The sequence below is a fragment of the Pseudomonas sp. 22526 genome, assembly GCF_052044735.1.
Lineage (GTDB): Bacteria > Pseudomonadota > Gammaproteobacteria > Pseudomonadales > Pseudomonadaceae > Aquipseudomonas > Aquipseudomonas piscium.
Window position 1 is genome coordinate 1 of the sequence record NZ_JBQENK010000040.1, and the last position, 17,283, is coordinate 17,283.

The 17,283-nt window shown below is 65.2% G+C and carries 20 protein-coding genes; 4 read left to right on the plus strand and 16 right to left on the minus strand.

Going from position 1 to position 17,283, the window contains the following annotated elements; genetic code table 11:
• Positions 1–40: 40 nt before the first annotated feature.
• Entirely contained in the window at positions 41–640 is a 600-nt protein-coding gene (locus ACTJKT_RS30880; protein ID WP_007932534.1) for a YceI family protein, read from the minus strand.
• A 32-nt stretch (positions 641–672) separates the two neighbouring features.
• On the minus strand, positions 673–1,224 hold the full coding sequence (locus ACTJKT_RS30885) for a cytochrome b (protein ID WP_025807220.1): 552 nt from the start codon (positions 1,222–1,224) through the stop codon (positions 673–675).
• A 279-nt stretch (positions 1,225–1,503) separates the two neighbouring features.
• On the opposite strand from ACTJKT_RS30885, the gene ACTJKT_RS30890 reads away from it, so the two are divergent.
• Together ACTJKT_RS30890 and ACTJKT_RS30895 are read left to right on the plus strand one after the other, a co-directional pair.
• On the plus strand, positions 1,504–2,910 hold the full coding sequence (locus tag ACTJKT_RS30890; protein WP_440790354.1) for an adenosylmethionine--8-amino-7-oxononanoate transaminase: 1,407 nt from the start codon (positions 1,504–1,506) through the stop codon (positions 2,908–2,910).
• Positions 2,911–3,008: 98 nt separating this feature from the next.
• On the plus strand, positions 3,009–3,728 hold the full coding sequence (locus tag ACTJKT_RS30895; protein ID WP_440790355.1) for a 16S rRNA (uracil(1498)-N(3))-methyltransferase: 720 nt from the start codon (positions 3,009–3,011) through the stop codon (positions 3,726–3,728).
• 107 nt (positions 3,729–3,835) lie between these two features.
• Here the strand turns inward: ACTJKT_RS30895 and ACTJKT_RS30900 are convergent, their stop codons facing one another.
• The 3 genes from ACTJKT_RS30900 to ACTJKT_RS30910 are packed head-to-tail and all read right to left on the minus strand — an operon-like array spanning position 3,836 to position 6,385.
• Positions 3,836–4,738, minus strand: coding sequence for a transporter substrate-binding domain-containing protein (locus ACTJKT_RS30900; RefSeq protein WP_440790356.1), 903 nt, complete (start codon positions 4,736–4,738; stop codon positions 3,836–3,838).
• Between the two features lie 27 nt (positions 4,739–4,765).
• The gene (locus ACTJKT_RS30905; RefSeq protein ID WP_440790358.1) at positions 4,766–5,116 is read right to left on the minus strand and encodes a RidA family protein; all 351 of its coding nucleotides are present in this window, start codon (positions 5,114–5,116) and stop codon (positions 4,766–4,768) included.
• 27 nt (positions 5,117–5,143) lie between these two features.
• Positions 5,144–6,385, minus strand: a complete 1,242-nt coding sequence (locus ACTJKT_RS30910) for a D-amino acid dehydrogenase (protein WP_440790359.1) — start codon at positions 6,383–6,385, stop codon at positions 5,144–5,146.
• 106 nt (positions 6,386–6,491) lie between these two features.
• Here ACTJKT_RS30910 and ACTJKT_RS30915 point away from each other — a divergent pair, with 106 nt between their 5' ends.
• Positions 6,492–7,406 (plus strand): LysR family transcriptional regulator, encoded by a 915-nt coding sequence (locus tag ACTJKT_RS30915; RefSeq protein WP_102676336.1) that lies wholly within the window; start codon positions 6,492–6,494, stop codon positions 7,404–7,406.
• 86 nt (positions 7,407–7,492) lie between these two features.
• Here ACTJKT_RS30915 and trhA read toward each other — a convergent pair whose 3' ends face one another.
• Complete coding sequence (gene trhA, locus ACTJKT_RS30920; RefSeq protein WP_053281257.1) at positions 7,493–8,110, minus strand: PAQR family membrane homeostasis protein TrhA; 618 nt, start codon at positions 8,108–8,110, stop codon at positions 7,493–7,495.
• A 154-nt stretch (positions 8,111–8,264) separates the two neighbouring features.
• On the opposite strand from trhA, the gene ACTJKT_RS30925 reads away from it, so the two are divergent.
• Positions 8,265–9,179, plus strand: a complete 915-nt coding sequence (locus ACTJKT_RS30925) for a LysR family transcriptional regulator (protein ID WP_097306629.1) — start codon at positions 8,265–8,267, stop codon at positions 9,177–9,179.
• A 63-nt stretch (positions 9,180–9,242) separates the two neighbouring features.
• On the opposite strand, the gene madM is transcribed toward ACTJKT_RS30925, so the two are convergent.
• From madM to ACTJKT_RS30975, 10 genes are all read right to left on the minus strand, one after another.
• Complete coding sequence (gene madM / locus ACTJKT_RS30930) at positions 9,243–10,007, minus strand: malonate transporter subunit MadM (protein ID WP_025807207.1); 765 nt, start codon at positions 10,005–10,007, stop codon at positions 9,243–9,245.
• Position 10,008: 1 nt separating this feature from the next.
• Entirely contained in the window at positions 10,009–10,425 is a 417-nt protein-coding gene (madL, locus tag ACTJKT_RS30935) for a malonate transporter subunit MadL (protein ID WP_440790361.1), read from the minus strand.
• Between the two features lie 66 nt (positions 10,426–10,491).
• The gene (gene mdcH, locus ACTJKT_RS30940; protein ID WP_440790362.1) at positions 10,492–11,427 is read right to left on the minus strand and encodes a malonate decarboxylase subunit epsilon; all 936 of its coding nucleotides are present in this window, start codon (positions 11,425–11,427) and stop codon (positions 10,492–10,494) included.
• The gene (locus ACTJKT_RS30945) at positions 11,424–12,044 is read right to left on the minus strand and encodes a malonate decarboxylase holo-ACP synthase (RefSeq protein WP_440790364.1); all 621 of its coding nucleotides are present in this window, start codon (positions 12,042–12,044) and stop codon (positions 11,424–11,426) included. Before ACTJKT_RS30945 ends, mdcH begins: the two co-directional genes overlap by 4 nt.
• Positions 12,045–12,049: 5 nt before the next feature.
• The gene (gene mdcE, locus ACTJKT_RS30950) at positions 12,050–12,853 is read right to left on the minus strand and encodes a biotin-independent malonate decarboxylase subunit gamma (RefSeq protein ID WP_440790365.1); all 804 of its coding nucleotides are present in this window, start codon (positions 12,851–12,853) and stop codon (positions 12,050–12,052) included.
• Entirely contained in the window at positions 12,853–13,701 is an 849-nt protein-coding gene (locus ACTJKT_RS30955; RefSeq protein WP_440790367.1) for a biotin-independent malonate decarboxylase subunit beta, read from the minus strand. Before ACTJKT_RS30955 ends, mdcE begins: the two co-directional genes overlap by 1 nt.
• Positions 13,694–13,993: a malonate decarboxylase subunit delta gene (locus ACTJKT_RS30960; protein WP_007932573.1), complete on the minus strand. Its 300-nt coding sequence runs from the start codon at positions 13,991–13,993 to the stop codon at positions 13,694–13,696. Before ACTJKT_RS30960 ends, ACTJKT_RS30955 begins: the two co-directional genes overlap by 8 nt.
• Positions 13,993–14,868, minus strand: coding sequence for a triphosphoribosyl-dephospho-CoA synthase (locus tag ACTJKT_RS30965; protein ID WP_440790369.1), 876 nt, complete (start codon positions 14,866–14,868; stop codon positions 13,993–13,995). The genes ACTJKT_RS30960 and ACTJKT_RS30965 overlap by 1 nt, the downstream gene beginning before the upstream one ends.
• Positions 14,869–16,539 carry a malonate decarboxylase subunit alpha gene (gene mdcA / locus ACTJKT_RS30970; RefSeq protein ID WP_440790371.1) on the minus strand — a complete coding sequence of 557 codons (1,671 nt, stop codon included), beginning with the start codon at positions 16,537–16,539 and terminating at the stop codon, positions 14,869–14,871.
• Between the two features lie 148 nt (positions 16,540–16,687).
• Positions 16,688–16,948, minus strand: coding sequence for a hypothetical protein (locus ACTJKT_RS30975; protein ID WP_440790372.1), 261 nt, complete (start codon positions 16,946–16,948; stop codon positions 16,688–16,690).
• Positions 16,949–17,283: the final 335 nt, after the last annotated feature.

Here is a 17,283-nt window from a genome sequence, read left to right on the forward strand (position 1 = left end):
TCGCAGCCTCGCGGGCTCGGCAGCGGCTACGGGCGAAGCATTACTTCGCTTTCACACCTTCGAAGGTGATGTACAGCTGAACGGTGTCGGACTGCGGGCCAACATCCATCCCGTCCTTGTTGAACTCTTTACGGCTGATGCTGGTGGTGCCTTCAAAACCGGCACGGTAGCCGCCCCATGGATCCTTGCCTTCACCCAGGAAGGTGGCCTTGACCACGATCGGCTTGGTCACGCCGTGGAAAGTCAGGTCGCCAGCCACGTCAGCGGTCTGCTTGCCATCGGCATTCTTGCCGGTTGGCTTGACGCTGGTGGAAACGAACTTCGCATCAGGGAATTTGCCCGACTCCAGGAAGTCCTTGCTGTTGACGTGCTTGTCGCGCTCGGCGTGGTTGGTGAACACGCTGGCGGTGCGCACGTTGACTTCGATCTTGGCGTCTTCAGGCTTGGCCGCGTCGAAGCTGAACTTGCCGTCCAGGTCCTTGAAGGTACCGGTGATGAAGCTGTAGCCCAGGTGGCTGATCTTGAAGTCGACGAAGGCGTGCTGGCCTTCCTTGTCGATCACGTAGTCCGCGGCCATCGCCTGACCGGCAGACAACAGGGCAGAACCGATTGCCAGAGCGGCGAGAGTCTTTTTCAACATGCTTTCTATTCCTTTTGAGTCGAGGTTGAGTATCAGGCTTTGCGCCCCAGCATTCGAGCCAGGGTCGCGTCACGATCGATAAAGTGGTGTTTCAAAGCGGCCAGAGCATGCACTCCGGCGAAGATCACCAGGCCCCAGGCCAGGTACAGATGCACCTCGCCGGCCACATCTGCCTGGTCCGGTAGACCGGAAACCAGGGCAGGAATTTCAAACAGGCCAAACACCGGGATCCCGACACCGTCTGCGGTGGAAATCAGGTAACCGGCAATCATCACAGCGAACAGACTGAGATAGAGGAAGGCATGGCCGAACTTGGCACCCAGGCGCGTCAGGCGACCGTGGTTGTCCGGTGCCGGTGGCGGTGGGCTGACGAAGCGCCACAACACCCGCAGCAGCATGATCGCGAACAGCGTCAAGCCAATGCTTTTGTGCAAGTCCGGCGCATCTTTGCGCCAGGCACTGTAGTAATCCAGGCCGACCATCCACAGGCCCAGGGCGAACAATCCAAAGACTGCCAGCGCCACGCTCCAGTGCAGAAAAATGCTTACCCAGCCGTAGCGGGAAGAAGAGTTACCTAGCTGCATCACTTGAATCCTGTAAGAACTGCTGCCCAAGACTATCGATTTAACTATCGAATTAAAGCGGAAATTTTCGCTTTGAAATATCGAGAAATACGATGTTGATCCTACGAACAGTAAATTAACCAGGCATTAAGGTCTACGTGGGAAAAACGTGACAGACCGTCCTGCGACCGCCACCAATTCGCCCTCGACGCATGCAATGGGTTGTGACACGGCCTGGCATTGCATAGGCTTGCGCGATTGTTTGCTCGCGTACTTAGAGCCGCCTCCAGGAGACTGAACATGGGCCTCAACAACCAGTGGATGCAACGCGATCTCGCGGTGTTATGGCATCCCTGCACCCAGATGAAAGACCACGAACAGCTGCCGCTGATCCCGATCAAGCGCGGTGAAGGCGTGTGGCTGGAGGACTTCGAAGGCAAGCGCTACCTCGATGCGGTCAGCTCCTGGTGGGTCAATGTGTTCGGCCACGCCAACCCGCGCATCAACCAGCGCATCAAGGATCAGGTCGATCAACTGGAGCACGTGATCCTCGCCGGCTTCAGCCATCAGCCGGTGATCGAGCTGTCCGAGCGCCTGGTGAACATCACCCCGCAAGGCCTGACCCGCTGCTTCTATGCCGACAACGGTTCGTCGTGCATCGAAGTGGCAATGAAGATGAGCTTCCACTACTGGTTCAACCGCGACCAGAAGGACAAGAAGCGCTTCGTCACCCTGACCAACAGCTACCACGGCGAAACCATCGCCGCGATGTCGGTGGGCGATGTGCCGTTGTTCACCGAGACCTACAAGGCCCTGCTGCTGGACACCCTCAAGGTGCCGAGCCCGGACTGCTACCTGCGCCCGGAAGGCATGAGCTGGGAAGAACACTCGCGCAACATGTTCGCGGCCATGGAGCAGACCCTGGCGGAACACCACGCCACTATTGCCGCGGTGATAGTCGAGCCGCTGATCCAGGGCGCCGGCGGCATGCGTATGTACCACCCGGTGTACCTCAAGCTGCTGCGCGAGGCCTGCGACCGCTACGGCGTGCACCTGATCCACGATGAAATCGCCGTCGGCTTCGGCCGCACCGGCACGATGTTCGCCTGTGAACAGGCCGGCATCCGCCCGGACTTCCTCTGCCTGTCCAAGGCCCTGACCGGCGGCTACCTGCCGCTGGCCGCGTGCCTGACCACCGACGAGGTGTACAGCGCCTTCTACGACGACTACCCGACTCTGCGCGCCTTCCTCCACTCCCACAGCTACACCGGCAACCCGCTGGCCTGTGCGGCGGCGCTGGCGACCCTGGATATCTTCGAGCAGGACAAGGTGATCGAGAACAACCAGGCGCTGGCCCAGCGCATGGCCAGCTCGACCGCGCACCTGGCGGACCACCCGCACGTTGCCGAAGTTCGCCAGACCGGCATGGTGCTGGCCATCGAGATGGTCCAGGACAAGGCCAGCAAGACCGCCTACCCCTGGCAGGAACGCCGTGGCCTGAAAGTCTTCCAGCACGCCCTGGAGCGCGGCGCCCTGCTGCGTCCGCTGGGCAGCGTGGTGTATTTCCTGCCGCCCTACGTGATCACCCCGGAGCAGATCGACTTCCTCGCCGAGGTGGCCAGCGAAGGCATCGATATCGCCACCAGCGACAAGGTCAGCGTGGCGGTGCCCAAGGACTTCCACCCAGGCTTCCGCGATCCGGGCTGATAACCGCGCGAGCAAGCCCGCCCTCCGTAGGAGCGAACTTGCTCGCGAAAAGCTCCGACTGACTGACACCGATCCAGAATTTTCCCCAGAGAACCAGCATGAGACTGTCCCGCTTCTTTATCGACGCCCCCCTCAGCCTCGGCGAGCACGAGCTGCCGGAAGCCCAGGCCCACTACATCGGGCGCGTACTGCGCATGGCCGAAGGCGATGCGCTGCAGCTGTTCGACGGTTCGGGCAACGAATTTCGCGGCACGCTGCTGGAAGTCGGCAAGAAACGCGTGGTGGTCCGGCTCGATGAAAGCTTTGCCGGGCAGGTCGAGTCGCCGCTGCGGATCCACCTCGGCCAGGGCCTGTCCCGGGGCGAGCGCATGGACTGGGCGATTCAGAAGGCCACTGAACTTGGGGTGAATGAAATCACCCCGATCTTCAGCGAGCGCTGCGAAGTGCGGCTCAAGGACGAACGCGCCGACAAGCGCCTGGCCCACTGGCGCCAGGTGGCCGTCAGCGCCTGCGAGCAATGCGGGCGCTCACGGGTGCCGGTGATTCATCCGCCGGTGCTGCTGGCCGACTGGATCAAGCAGACCCAGGCCGACCTCAAGTTGGTGCTGCACCCGGTGGCCGAGCCGCTGGTGAGCCACGCCAAGCCCGCGACCCTGGCATTCCTGATCGGCCCGGAAGGCGGTCTGTCCGATGCCGAAGTGGACCAGGCTCAGGCCACGGGCTTCCTCCCGGCCCGTCTCGGCCCGCGAGTCCTGCGCACCGAAACCGCCCCAGTGGTGGCGCTGGCGGTAGCCCAACAGCTCTGGGGCGACTTCTAACCCCTTCTGTAGGAGCGAGCTTGCTCGCGAAAAACGCGTTCAGCCAACACAATTTCCCCGTCCGGACGATCCAATCGCGAGCAAGCTCGCTCCTACAGAGGGGCCGATCACTCCACCGGATCGCTCACCGGCTTGGCGATGATGGCCTTCAGCTCGCTGGTCATCGGGAACTCCAGGTTCAGGCCCTTGGGCGGAATCGGTTGTTCGAACCAGCGCTGATAGATCCCGTTGATCTCCCCTGAGCGGTACAGGTCCGCCAGGGTGCTGTTCACCAGCTCCAGGAACTGCGGATCGTCCTTGCGCACCATGCAGCTGTAGATTTCCCGCGACTGCTCCTCGCCGACCACCACCCAATTGTGCGGATCGCGGGCCTTGGCCCGTTCGCCGTAGAGCAGCGCGTCGTCCATGTAGAACGCCGCGGCGCGACCGGATTGCAGCATCTGGAAGGCTTCGCCGTGGTCCTTGGCGCTGATCACGAACATGTCGATCTTGTGCTCGACGTTGTAGCTCTTGAGGAAGCGCTCGTTGGTGGTGCCGGCGGTGGTCACCACGTTCTTGCCGCGCAGGTCGGCGAAACTCTTGATCCCGCTGTCCTTGGCGGTCAGCAACTGGCCTTTGACGTAGATGAAACCGTAGGAAAACGCCACCTGCTTCTGCCGCTCGGCGGTGACTCCGGTGGAGCCGCACTCCAGGTCCACAGTGCCGTTCTGCACCAGCGGAATCCGGGTCTGCGACGTCACCAGGTTGTACTTCACCGCCAGTTGCGGCTGCGCCAGCTTGTGACGGATGCGCTCGACGACCTTGCTCGCCAGGTCCACCGAGTAACCCATGGGTTTGCCGCTGTTGTCACCCACATAGGAAAACGGCACCGACGCATCGCGATAACCCAGGGTAATACTGCCGGCAGTGGCGATCTTGCCCAGGGTGCCGGTCAGCGGCGCCTCGCTGGCGTACAGCGGGGAGCCGAGCAACAGGCCGAGGGTGCAGCCGAGCAACGTGATTTTTTGCATTGTTATTCTCCGTTGTGGGTGAAGGCGTTAGCGGCGAACCGCGATGACGGTGATTTCCACCAGGATGTCCGGACGCGCCAGGGCGGCCTGCACAGTGGTGCGGCTTGGCGCCTGGCCAGGGGACAGCCAGGCCGACCAGACCTCGTTCATCGCGGCAAAGTCCTGCTGGATGTTTTTCAGGTAGATGGTCGCACTGAGCAGATGATCCTTGTCGCTGCCGGCCTCGGCCAGCAAGGCGTCGATCTTCGCCAGCACTTCGCGGGTCTGGCCGCCGGCATCGGTGGCCGGGCCCGGCACCTGGCCGGAGAGGAACAGCAGATCGGCAAAACTCACGACAGCGCTGAGGCGGTCATTGCTGTGGAGACGCTGGATGGTCATGGGACAGCTCCTTGTACGCGAAAGAAATCAGGCGGCATGGGGCGCGAGCCCCTGCATGTCGATGGAAGTGCGGCGCTGGCCGATCAGCTCGGCCAACAGACGCCCGCTGCCGCAGGCCAGGGTGAAACCCAGGGCGCCATGGCCGAGGTTGAGCCACAGGTTGCGGTAGCCGGTAGCACCAATCAGCGGTACGCCGCTGGGGGTCGCCGGGCGCATGCCGGCCCACTCAATGGCGGCATCGTAGTCGCCGGCGTTGGCGAAGGTTTCCCGGGCCTGGCGCTGCATCAGGGCCAGGCGCTTGGGATCCAGGGACGGGTCGAAACCGACGATATCGACCATGGCCGCCACCCGCAGCTGCTGGCCGATCCGCGCATAGACGATCTTGCGGTTGTAATCGGTGATGCTGATCTCCGGCGCCCGGTGCCCCGCGCCGATCGGCACGCTGAGGCTGTAGCCCTTGAGCGGATACAGCGGCAACTTCAGGCCGGGCAGCGCCAGTTCGCCACTGCGATGACCGGCGGCCAGTATCAGTTGGTCCACCGCCAGCACCTCGTCGCCCAACTCGATGGCCTGCACCTGGCCGCCTGCCTGACGAATGCCGGTGACCGGGCGCCCCGTCAGCAGCTGGCAGCGACCTGAGTCCTGCAGACGCGCCACCAGTTGCTGGCAAAAGGTGTGACAGTCGGCCACCTCTTCGTCCGGGGTGAAGATGCCGCCGACAAAGGGCGCGCCGCCGAGGGTCGGCTCCAGTTGCACGCATTCGGCAGCGGACAGCACCTGCTGCTGGCGCGGATCGGCCAGGCCGTGGCGGGCATGCTCGAAGCTGGCGGTTTCGCGAAAGGTCACCAGCTTGCCGTTGCGCCGCCAGTGAAAACCCTCGAGCCGGTCCTCCTCGCGCCAGCTCTGCAAGGTGGCCTGGCTCAACAGCGCCAGGCGCAGCAGGTGGGCGCCGTTGCGCCGGTTGACCGAACCGCGGCAGGCCGCCAGGAACCCGGCCATCCAGCGCCACTGCGCCGGGTCCAGGCGCAGGCGCAGCTTCAGCGGCGAGTCGCCACGCAGCATCCAACCCAAGGCCTGCCAGGGCACGCCGGCATCGGCCAGCGGCGCCACGTAGCGGTACGACAGCTGGCCACCGTTGGCGAAGCTGGTCTGGCTGGCGAAGGCCTCGCGCGCCTCCACCAGGCTGACGTCGAACCCCTCGCGAACCAGGGCGTAGGCGCTGGCCAGGCCAATGACCCCGCCGCCGATAATGCAAACCCGCTGTGCCATGTCAGTCCTTAAACCTTGTTGAGCGGGCTTCAGGTTAGGACCAGGTGACAGGCCCGGGACAATGAATAAAGATGGACCACCCATAAACAAAGGTTATGGACTCATCATGCGACTGCGTCATATCGAGATTTTCCAGGCCATCCGCCAGACCGGCTCGATCAGCGGCGCGGCACAACTGCTGCACGTCTCCCAGCCGGCGGTGACCAAGGTCTTGCAGCACGCCGAGCAGCAACTGGGTTTCCCGCTGTTCCTGCGGGTCAAGGGCAAGTTGCAGGCCACCCCGGAAGCCCTGGAACTGGAGCGCGAGGTCGACAAGGTCAGCGAAAGCCTGCAAGGGGTGCGGCGCCTGGCCCAGAGCCTGCGCCGCGAGCCGGGCCACAGCCTGCGGGTCGGCGCCACACCGGCGCTGGCCCTGTCCTTGCTGCCGCCAGCCATCAACCAGTGGACCCGACGCTACCCGGATATCGTCTGCGAGCTGTCCAGCGCCCACAGCCGCGAGCTGGTGCAGAACCTGCTGATGCGTGAGATCGACGTGGCCCTGACCCTGCAGCGCCCCGATCACCCGGGACTGACCGCCCAGGCCCTGGCCAGCGGGGTGCTGGTGGCGCTAGCGCCGCTGGACTACTGGCCCCAGGCGGCCAGGGGCACGCCGCTACCCTTGATGGAACTGGCGGGGGCGCCCTTGATCGGCCTGTCCAGCGCCGACCCGCTGGCGGCGAAACTCGACGGTTACCTGAAGGCCGTGGAGCCGGCGCCACGGGTCAGCATCGCCGTGCAGACCTACTCCCTGGCCCGGGCCATGGTCGAATCCGGGGCCGGGCTGGCGGTGATCGACCCCTTCACCGCCCTCGGCGCCTCCCCCGCCAGCACCGCGATCCGCCCGCTGACCCCGGCGCTGCCGATCACCCTGTATGCCGTGACCCGCGCGGCGGAGGCCCTGCCCCATACCTTGAGCAGCCTGCTGGAGATCTTCGGCGGCCGGGCGCAGGAGCAGTTGGATAGGTTGATGACTGGGGATTGAGGCGGCCCTGCCGGGCCTTATCGNAGACACAGGGTGCTTCTGTAGGAGCGAAGCTTGCTCGCGATGAACGATAACGCGGTCACCAATCACAACACATAGAAGAAGATCGCCACAAAGTGCAGCAAACTGCCGGCGATCACGAACAGGTGCCAGATCCCATGGGCGTGGCGCAAACGGCTGTCGAGGGCGAAGAAGATGATGCCGACGGTGTAGAGCACCCCGCCCGAGGCCAGCCAGGCGAAGCCGGCGGGGCCCAGGGCCGCCAGCAGCGGCTTGACCGCCACCAGCACGATCCAGCCCATCACCGCGTAGATCACGATGGACAGGATGCGCGCCTCGGAGCGCGGCTTGATCTCCTGCAGGATGCCGATCAGCGCCAGCCCCCAGACGATCCCGAACAGCGTCCAGCCCCAGGGCCCGCGCAGGGTCACCAGGCAGAACGGCGTATAGCTGCCGGCGATCAGCAGGTAGATGGAGAAGTGATCGACCTTCTGCATGATGCTTTTCGCCCGCCCGCGCACGCTGTGGTACAGGGTCGAGGCGCTGTACAGCACCAGCAGGGTGAAACCGTAGATCGCCACGCTGACGATTTTCCACGGACTGCCGTCGAGGCTGGCCAACACCAGCAGCCAGATCCCCCCGACCAGTGCCGCAATCGCTCCCACCAGATGCGTCCAGGCGTTGAGTCTTTCCCCGTGATACATGTGCCACTCACCTCCCAAGGCGGAAAATCTGCGCAAGGCTCAGGCCTGTAGCCTGAAAGCGCAATGTTTCCGAATAAAGCTATGGACGAAAAAACCTCCAGCCAAGTCATGACCCGGCAGGCACAATCGGAGCATTCGAATAAGAGTGCCCATCATGCTGATCGATGAAGAGTTGACCCTGAAAAAGCTCGAAGTGTTTCTGGCGTTCATGCGCACCGGCAACCTGGCGCGCGCCGCCGCCGAGTTGCAGACCAGCAATGTCAGCGTGCACCGGGCCATTCACTCCCTGGAAAGCGCCCTGCGCTGCCCGCTGTTCAAGCATGAAGGGCGCAACCTGACACCGCTGGAGAGCGCCTTCGTCCTTGAAGAACGGGCGCAGAAGCTGATCCAGGACGTGCTCGAAAGCGTGCGCCTGACCCGCGAAGCCGCCGGGTTCTCGGCGGAGCGCTTCAAGCTCGGCTCCCTGTATTCATTGACGGTGAAGACCGTGCCGCAGCTGATCATGGGCCTGAAGCTGCGCCGCAGCGAGCTGAATATCGACCTGATCCTGGGTTCCAACATCGACCTGCTGTACAAGCTGAAGAACATGGAGGTCGACGCGATCCTGGTGTCCCTGGACGACAGCGTCAGCGACCCGGACTGCGAGCAGATCCCGCTGTTTTCCGACGATATCTTCCTCGCCACGCCGGCCGACTCGCCGTTCGCCCAGCAGGCGGAAGTCGACCTCAGCGATGTGCGCGACGCGACCTTCATCACCCTGACCCAGGGCTTCGCCACCCATCAGGACGGTGTGCGGGTGTTCAAGCAGGCGGGGTTCGAGCCGAAGGTGGCGATGCAGGTCAACGATATCTTCACCCTGCTGAGCATGGTCAGTTCGGGGGTGGGTTATGCCCTGCTGCCGGGAAGGATTGCCGCAGTGTACGAAAACCGCGTGAAACTGATTCCGCTGCAGGCGCGCTACCGGCTGCAACAGCATATCGGCGTGGTGTTTCTCAAGGCCAAGGAGCGTGATCCGAACCTGCTGGCGTTGCTGGCGGAGTGCCGGATGTATGCCAATCGGCAGGAATAACCGCATGACCTGGATATCGCAAAATCGCGGGCAAGCCNGAGGCTTGCCCGCGATGGCGTCATATCAGCCCACCAACCCCCGCACGATGAAATACAGCAACGAAGGCCCCAGCAGACAACCCAACCCGGTATGGAAGGTCGCGGTCAGCGCGCCGTAGGGCACCAGGCGCCGATCGGTCGCCGCCAACCCCGCGGTCACCCCGCTGACAGTCCCGGCCAGGCCGCCGAAGACCATCGCCGAACGCGGGTTGTCCAGGCCCATCCAGCGCGCCGCCATGGGCGTGCCGACCATCACCAGGATCGCCTTGATCAGCCCGGTAGCGATGGACAGCGCCACCACATCGGAGCTGGCGCCAATCGCCGCCCCAGTCACCGGGCCGACAATGTAGGTCACCGCGCCGGCGCCGATGGTGGTCATGCTCACCGCATCGCGATAACCGAAAGCCCAGGCGATGCTCGCGCCGACAATGAACGGCAGCACAGTACCGAGAAACAGAGCGATGGCGCCGATCATCCCGGCCTTGCGCGCCTCGGTGGCCTGTACCTCGAAGGCCGTGGCGACAATCGCGAAGTCCCGCAGCATGGCGCCGCCCATCAGGCCGATGCCGGAGAACAGCGCCAGGTCCGCCAGGCCCTTTTGCCCACCGGTGATAGTGCCACCAACCCAGGCCAGCACCAGGCCGATGACGATGGCGATGGCCGAGCCGTGTACCCGGCCGAACGTCAGGCGCTTGGACAGCAGCACCGAGACCCACATGATCACGCCGACGAAAGCGAAGGCGGTGACCAGGCCGTTGTGTTCCAGGCCTTTCTCGATCAGATCCCACATATCAGCGTCCCCCTGCCGCAGCGGCGCCAGAGGCGACACTGTCCGGTTCGTCCGGCAACGGCTCGCCTTTGTTGGTGCGGCTGATCAGGGCAATGGTGCCGCCACAGAGCAGCACCGAACCTATGGCCGCCAGCACCGCCACCGGGCCGCCGTGCAGGGCGGTCACCACGTTCTGTTGCGCGGCCATGGCCACCACCACCGGAATGTACATGGCGCCCCAGAAACCGACGCCCATCTCGCAGTCCTTGGTCATGCCGCCGTGCCTGTGCATCCACAGCCGCGCGCAGATCAGCAGGATCATGGCGATGCCCACCCCGCCGACGTTGGATTTCACCCCCAGCAGGACGCCGAGCATGTCACCGATAATCACCCCTGCCAGCGTACAGATCGCCAGCAGCGCCACACCGTAAATAATCATTGTTGTAGTCCTCAAAGTGCATCGTCGAAGTTGTTGTTCTTGTGCTTCGCCAGCTTGAGTCGGTGTCTAGGGTTGGCGGCTTCCCTCCTCACGCAACAGCGCTTGCAGGGTGTCGAGCCGGGCACCGTCGCAGGCAATCACCGTGCCCTGTTCGAACACCCGGCGCGCCAGAGCGGTCAACACCGCACCGGGCGGCAGTTCGATCTGTAGCCGCACGCCGCGCTCGTAGGCGCTTTGCACGGTGCCGCGCCAATCCACCAGCCGGCACATGTTGAACGCCAGGTCGTCGCGCAGCTGCTCCGGCGTACGCAGCGGCCGCGCGCGGCTGCCGCTCAGGTAACCCAGGCGCGGCGGCTGCAGGGTCACCCTGGAAAACGCCTCGGCCAGGGCCCGGGCCGGCTGCTCCAGCAACGGGCAATGGGACGGCACGCTGACCGCCAGGCGCTTGGCCACCCCGACACCGCAGCCCCGGGCCAGCTCGGCGACCTGACTCATGGCGGCATCGCTGCCGGCGATCACCACCTGGCTATCGGCATTGATATTGGCCAGGTACACCGGGTGGTCCGGGCTGTGCACCCGGGCCAGCAAGGCCTCCACCGTCGCCAGTTCCAGGCCGATGATCGCGGTCATGCCATAACCCTGTGGATAGGCCTGCTGCATCAGCTCGCCGCGCAGGCTGACCAGACGCAGCGCATCGGCAAAATCCAGGGCCCCGGCCACCACCGCGGCGGGGTAGGCGCCAATCGACAGGCCCGCCACGTAATCTGCGCCCGGCCCGTTTTCCAGCAGCACCCGGGCATTGGCCACGCCGGCGATCAGCAGGCACAGCTGCACCGCCCGGGTGCTAGCCAGGGCCTGGGGCGAATCCAGGGCCAGGGCCTCCTCACCCAGGACTTCGCTGGCCTGTCGCAGGCAGGCGTCCGCCAGAACGCTGGGCGGCAGGCGATGCAACATCCCCGGCTGCTGCGCGCCCTGGCCTGGAAACACCAGCAGGCTGCTCACGCCACCTGCTCCAGGATCTGCCACGGATCGCTGACCAGCCGCGCGCCGCTGGCGCTTTTCAGCAGCACCCGCGCCGAAGTCCCGGCCCATTCGCGCAGGGCCACGGCGCCGTTGGGCGTCTGCAATTGCATGTCCACCGGGCAGATGGCGGCGTCGAGCAGTGCCAACAAGGCCCGAGCCTGAGCCCGGTCCATGGGCTGCGCAGTGCGCAGGATCAGGTCCAGGTCGCTCTGCCGATGCAGCGCCGGCACGCCGCTGGCCAGTTCAAAACCGGCACTGCCGCTGACACCCCAGGCCAGGCCGAGGCCATCCAAGGGTTCACGCAACCGGGCCAGTGCCTGGAGCGCTGGCCAGATACGATCCGACTCGACGTGGCACAAGTCTTCCGGCCGCACCCGGCGCTCGATGGCCGCCAGCGCCATCAGCGTCCCGTAGCGCTGCTCGCGCAGCCGCCCACGCACGCCCACCGCCACCTGCCCGGCCGCGGTCAAGGCACGGCGCACTACCACCGGTTGCCCGGCGGCCATGGCCGCCACCGCCCAGGCCGGGGCATCGGCGGGCAGCTGTTGCGGGGTCAGGCCCCACAGCAGGTCATGGGGCAGCAAGGCGCTGGTCATGGCGTTCACCATTGCTCGCGCAACAGCTGGCGGACCCGGCTGGAAGCGCCGCGATTGCTGGCCCCCAGGCGCCCCGACAGATCGCGGCCATGGGTGCGCACATCGGCAATCGCCTGGCTCAGGCACTGCCGCACCTGGCTCAGGTCGTCGGCGCTCGGCTGTTCGATCTGGTTGACCGAGAGGGTCTCCCAGAGCAGGCCGAGGCTGGCATAGCTGTCGATGTCATAGGCCATGGGCGGCACGCTGGCCGCCAGGGCCTCCAGTTCCTCGACGCTGCGCAGGGTGACCCGCGCCGCCGACACCTTGCCCATGGCGTGCACCATCACCCCCGGATCGCGCAGGGCGATCAGGCGGTTGGCCTGGTAACCCTGGGCCAGGAAGGCCCCGGACATGGCCTTGCCCACCAGCAGGCCGATCACCGGATGCCCGGCCAACCGGGCCCGAGCGTAACTGTCGGCGGCTGCGGCCAGCGCCTGGTGGATACCCAGGGCTTCCTCGCGCCGCCCATAGGCCTGGCTCGGCACATCGACTATGGCGATCAGCGCGCGCTTGACGCTCTGCTCGCGGTCGGCCTCGATCGCTTCGTCCACCGCCTTGGCCAGGCCCCAGCCTTCCAGCAGGCCGACCTCACCATTTCGAGCCCGCACAAAGGGGTTGGCCGGGTCAGCGACCACGGCGATAAACCGCACAGGCTGCTGCTCCAGGGTGGCGTCCGCCACTTTCAACGAGGCGGGCAAACCCGCGACCGGGGCAGCACCCGCGCTCAGGGCGGTGAACCAGTTCAAGCCCCGCAGGGAATAAGCACTCATCAGTGATCTCCTCGATACAGCTGGCGAACCGTCGCCGGGTCGATCTGTGGGTGGCTGTCCAGCCGGGCCAGACGTTGCAGGTACAGCTCGGCCTGGCGGCTGCGTTGCTCGTCGGGCAACCCTTGGGCCAGCAGTTCGCTGATCTGTTGGCGGATCTGCGCCACGTCGTCGGCCACATAACGGTCCGCCAGGCCGCTGGCGAAACGCTGCTCGCCGCCGGTCAGGCTCCAGATAAAAGGCCGGTCGCGGGAGTCGTACTCCTCGAGGCCGGCTTCCTGCTCGATCACCTGCGGGCCGTTGAGGCCCAGCCGCGCCTCCTGGGTCACCAGCAGGTAACTGCACAGCCCGGCGGCAATCGACATGCCGCCAAAACAGCCGACGCTGCCGGCCACCACGCCAATCACCGGCTGGTACTGGCGCAGGTCGACGATGGCCGCGTGAATGTCGGCGATCGCCGCCAGCCCGAGGTTGGCTTCCTGCAGGCGCACGCCGCCGGTTTCCAGCAACAGCACGGCGCGGGTAGGAATACCCTTGCGGTTGTCTTCGGCCGCCAACTCCAGGGCGCCGGCAATCTTCGCCCCGCCGACCTCGCCGAGACTGCCGCCCTGGAACGCACCTTCGATGGCGGCGATTACCACCGGCAGGCCGTCGATGCGGCCCTTGGCGATCACCACCCCGTCATCGGCCTGGGGCACCACGCCCTGGCGCGCCAGCCAGGGCGACATGACGCGCTGGAAGGGGTCGAGCAATTCGCGAAAGCTGCCGGCATCCAACAAGGCCTTGGCCCGCTGTCGGGCGCCGAGTTCGACGAAGCTGTGTTTGTTGAGCAAACGGGCGCTGTCAGTCATGGCCGATCTCCTCGAAACCCTGTTCCAGGCGCAAACGCACCACGCCGGGGGTGGCGCCGAAATCATGGATGTCGATGCTCAGGGCCGGCGGCGTCTGGCCGTCGAACATGCGCTCGAACAGGTGCTGCCAGCGCGACGCACTGCCGTTGACCGAGGTCTGCACCTGAATGCTCAGCTTGCCGGGCTGCCCGGGTTCTAGCAGCACCTCCAGGTCGCCCGAGCCGACACAGCCCACCAGCGCCCGGCCCCGGGCGGGTTGCCCGGCGGGAAATTCGAAAGACAAGGTTTCCATCACATTGCTCCCTGGATGAAGGCGGCGCCGGAGGCGATCCGGTCGATCAGCAGGCAGGCCGCGAGCAAGTCCGCAGCGCCACCGGGCGAAGCATTCAAGGCCAGCAGACACTGGTCCAGCTCATGCAAGCGGCGACGCCCGGCCAGGCTAGCGCTGCCGCCAGCGTCGAGCACCGCCTGGGCGCCCTGCTGCATGGCCTGCAGGCCTTCCTCACCGGCGCGATACAAAACGCAGGTGTCGGCCAGGCCGCTCATGATCGCCAGCAGCGCATCGAGCCGGGCGTTCTGCTCGCTATGCCCCTGGGCACGGCTGCGTTGGAGTTGCGGCAGGCCCCGTTGCAGCACCGCCGGAAAGCCCAGCTGGGCTTCTTCGCGGGCGCCACGCACGCCATAGCGCAGCGCCACTTGCGCACCATGGCTGAGGGGCCGCGGCGCGTAACGGTCGTCCAGCAGCGCCAGGCGCGCGGCCCGCAGACACAGGGCGCCCGGCGTGTTGGCTTGAGGTTCCAGGGCGGCGGCGGCCACCAACAGGCCCAGGGCCCAGATCGCCCCGCGATGAGTGTTCACCCCGTTGGTCGTGGCGAGCATCACCGCTTCGCCTTCACGGCCAATGCGGCCGAGAGCTTCGCGCAGGGGCAGGCCGACCGTGCCGAACTGGCTGGCGGCTTCGGCCATTTCCTTGAAAGCCGGCCACAACGACAGGGCCGAGGCATGCATCAAGCCCAGGTGCAGGTCGCTGTGGGCGCCGTTGCCGCGACGGTCGACCAGGGCCGGTTTCGGCGACAGGTCAGCTTCGTCGATCAGCGCGTCCACCGCCAGGTCCGCCAGGCGCTCGGCCAGGCTCAGGGGTTTGGCTTGCAGATTGAATGCGTGCATTTACCAGCTCCTGAACTTGGCGGGCGGGTTGTACAGGCCACCCGACCACTCCACCAGATCGGCGACGCTTTTCGCCGCCAGCAGCTCGCGGCTGGCGTCGGTGCGGCGGATACCGAGGTCTTCGGGCAAGGCGATCAGGCCTTCGCGGCGCATGCGCGCGGTGTCTTTCGGGTTGTGGCGCAGGCCGATGGCGGTCACCCCGGCCACCGCCGCGATCATCGCCTGGCGCTCTTCCAGGGAACGCGCCTTGTACAGGTAGGCGATGCCCTCTTCGGTCAGCAGGTGGGTGACGTCGTCGCCGTAGATCATGATCGGCGCCAGGGGCATGCCGCTTTTCTTCGCCACTTCCACCGCGTCCAGGGTCTCGACGAAGGTGGGTTTGCCGCCTTCCTGGAAGGTCTCGACCATCTGCACCACCAGCTTCTTGCCCCGTTCGAGCATCGGTTGCGGCGAATCGTCGTGGCGCATGTCGAGCCAGGCCGGGGTGCCATGACGCCGGCCACGGGGGTCGTGGCCCATGTTCGGCGCACCGCCGAAGCCGGCCAGGCGGCCGCGGGTCACGGTGGAGGAATGGCCATCGCCATCGACTTGCAGGGTGGCGCCGATAAACAGGTCCACCGCGTACTGCCCGGCCAGTTGGCAGAACATCCGGTTGGAACGCAATGAACCGTCGCGTCCGGTGAAGAACACATCCGGCCGCGCGGCGATGTAGTTTTCCATGCCCAGTTCGGTGCCGAAGCAATGCACGCTTTCCACCCAACCGCTTTCGATGGCCGGGATCAGGGTCGGATGGGGGTTGAGGGTCCAGTTGCGGCAGATCTTGCCTTTCAGGCCCAGGGATTCGCCGTAGGTCGGTAGGATCAGCTCGATGGCCGCGGTGTTGAAGCCGATGCCGTGGTTCAGCGACTGGACCTTGTGTTTTTCATAGATGCCGCGGATCGCCATCATCGCCATCAGCACATGCACCGGCTTGATATGGCGTGGGTCGCGGGTGAACAGCGGCTCGATATAGAACGGCTTGTCGGCCACCACCACGAAGTCGACCCAGGATGCCGGGATATCCACCCGCGGCAGCTCGCTGACGTCGTCCACCAGCTGGTTGACCTGGACAATGACGATGCCATCGCTGAAGGCCGCCGGCTCGATCAGCGCCGGGGTGTCCTCGGTGCTCGGCCCGGTGTAGATGTTGCCCGCACGGTCGGCCATAAACCCGGCCGAAAGCACCACGTTGGGGATCAGGTCCACCACCAGCCGCGCATAGAGTTCGATGTAGGTGTGGATCGCGCCGATCTCCAGCAGGCCGTCTTCCAGCAACTGGCTGATGCGCAGGCTCTGGGTGCCGGCGAAGGAGAAGTCGAGCTTGCGGGCGATGCCGCGTTCGAACAGGTCCAGGTGCTCCGAGCGGCCGACGCTGGGCATGATCATGTGCAAGTCATGCAGGCGGCCGGGGTCGGCCTTGGCCAGGGAGCGGGACAGGAAGTCCGCCTGCTTCTGGTTATTGCCCTCCAGCACCACGCGGTCGCCGGGCAGAATCAATGCCTCCAGCGCCGCGACTATCTTGTCGGTGGGCAACACCGCGCCATCGGCGAGACCCCGCACCTGCTCGAGACGCCGCTGTTTTTCAGCGCGCCGCCGCGTCCAGCGCGAGTCGGGGGATATTGTTGTTGTCATGCTCACTCCACGGGTTCGCTGTCGTGGCAGCTACCTTAGGAGCGGAGGATGGGCGGCATCAATCAAGCAGAGTGGTGGATCGTTACGGTGAGGGTAATGATCAAAGGGCGCAGGCCATCGCGCCTACGCCCCATAAACAACCTTGCGCTTAAGCCTCGATCCGCCACTGCAACGCATCCAACGCATCGCAGCCATCCTGCAACAGCAGATGGGCCGCATTGACGATGTGGTGCAGGTCCTGGTCGTGGACACCCTTGAGGCTCAAGCAATTGAGACTGTGCATCAGGTCGCGGGTGGCCTTGACGCGCTGGACGGCACAGCCGTGCAGGTCGGATACCGGGGCGTTCGGGTTGAGGTAGAGCACCGGGGTGGTGGTGAGATTGCTGTGTAGCGGGATGAACTCAGTCATGGGTGTTTCTCCGTGAATGCTGAAGAGTTACCACCCTATGCGGCTAAACAAAGAGGGTGGCAGCTGTACGCGGGTTAGCCGACCGGACCATTCACGGAAGTCCGGCACACCCGCAGGTGTCCCACGCACAGCCGCCATAGCAAATGCAGGCAGCAAAAAGCGCCAGCATTATAGGAGGGCGCTTGTGCGTCCGTGAACAGTTTCGACCGGCTAAGATCGGCCACCGATGCGTCGGTGACAGCCCGGACTATGGCGCCTGATACGCCTCCCAGCAATCGGCAAACTGTTGCCACTCTCTACAGCTGAAATGTCTGTTAATACCCCAGACCGCAGCG

What these genes read in the sequence shown, in the direction of transcription:
- ACTJKT_RS30945 (WP_440790364.1), bottom strand. Translation starts at nt 12,044, where the DNA reads ATGACCAGCGCCTTGCTGCCCCATGACCTGCTGTGGGGCCTGACCCCG.
- ACTJKT_RS30890 (WP_440790354.1), top strand. Translation starts at nt 1,504, where the DNA reads ATGGGCCTCAACAACCAGTGGATGCAACGCGATCTCGCGGTGTTATGG.
- trhA (WP_053281257.1), bottom strand. Translation starts at nt 8,110, where the DNA reads ATGTATCACGGGGAAAGACTCAACGCCTGGACGCATCTGGTGGGAGCG.
- mdcA (WP_440790371.1), bottom strand. Translation starts at nt 16,539, where the DNA reads ATGACAACAACAATATCCCCCGACTCGCGCTGGACGCGGCGGCGCGCT.
- madL (WP_440790361.1), bottom strand. Translation starts at nt 10,425, where the DNA reads ATGATTATTTACGGTGTGGCGCTGCTGGCGATCTGTACGCTGGCAGGG.
- ACTJKT_RS30975 (WP_440790372.1), bottom strand. Translation starts at nt 16,948, where the DNA reads ATGACTGAGTTCATCCCGCTACACAGCAATCTCACCACCACCCCGGTG.
- ACTJKT_RS30955 (WP_440790367.1), bottom strand. Translation starts at nt 13,701, where the DNA reads ATGACTGACAGCGCCCGTTTGCTCAACAAACACAGCTTCGTCGAACTC.
- madM (WP_025807207.1), bottom strand. Translation starts at nt 10,007, where the DNA reads ATGTGGGATCTGATCGAGAAAGGCCTGGAACACAACGGCCTGGTCACC.
- ACTJKT_RS30905 (WP_440790358.1), bottom strand. Translation starts at nt 5,116, where the DNA reads ATGACCATCCAGCGTCTCCACAGCAATGACCGCCTCAGCGCTGTCGTG.
- mdcE (WP_440790365.1), bottom strand. Translation starts at nt 12,853, where the DNA reads ATGAGTGCTTATTCCCTGCGGGGCTTGAACTGGTTCACCGCCCTGAGC.
- ACTJKT_RS30960 (WP_007932573.1), bottom strand. Translation starts at nt 13,993, where the DNA reads ATGGAAACCTTGTCTTTCGAATTTCCCGCCGGGCAACCCGCCCGGGGC.
- ACTJKT_RS30910 (WP_440790359.1), bottom strand. Translation starts at nt 6,385, where the DNA reads ATGGCACAGCGGGTTTGCATTATCGGCGGCGGGGTCATTGGCCTGGCC.
- ACTJKT_RS30965 (WP_440790369.1), bottom strand. Translation starts at nt 14,868, where the DNA reads ATGCACGCATTCAATCTGCAAGCCAAACCCCTGAGCCTGGCCGAGCGC.
- ACTJKT_RS30885 (WP_025807220.1), bottom strand. Translation starts at nt 1,224, where the DNA reads ATGCAGCTAGGTAACTCTTCTTCCCGCTACGGCTGGGTAAGCATTTTT.
- ACTJKT_RS30925 (WP_097306629.1), top strand. Translation starts at nt 8,265, where the DNA reads ATGCTGATCGATGAAGAGTTGACCCTGAAAAAGCTCGAAGTGTTTCTG.
- ACTJKT_RS30915 (WP_102676336.1), top strand. Translation starts at nt 6,492, where the DNA reads ATGCGACTGCGTCATATCGAGATTTTCCAGGCCATCCGCCAGACCGGC.
- ACTJKT_RS30895 (WP_440790355.1), top strand. Translation starts at nt 3,009, where the DNA reads ATGAGACTGTCCCGCTTCTTTATCGACGCCCCCCTCAGCCTCGGCGAG.
- ACTJKT_RS30900 (WP_440790356.1), bottom strand. Translation starts at nt 4,738, where the DNA reads ATGCAAAAAATCACGTTGCTCGGCTGCACCCTCGGCCTGTTGCTCGGC.
- ACTJKT_RS30880 (WP_007932534.1), bottom strand. Translation starts at nt 640, where the DNA reads ATGTTGAAAAAGACTCTCGCCGCTCTGGCAATCGGTTCTGCCCTGTTG.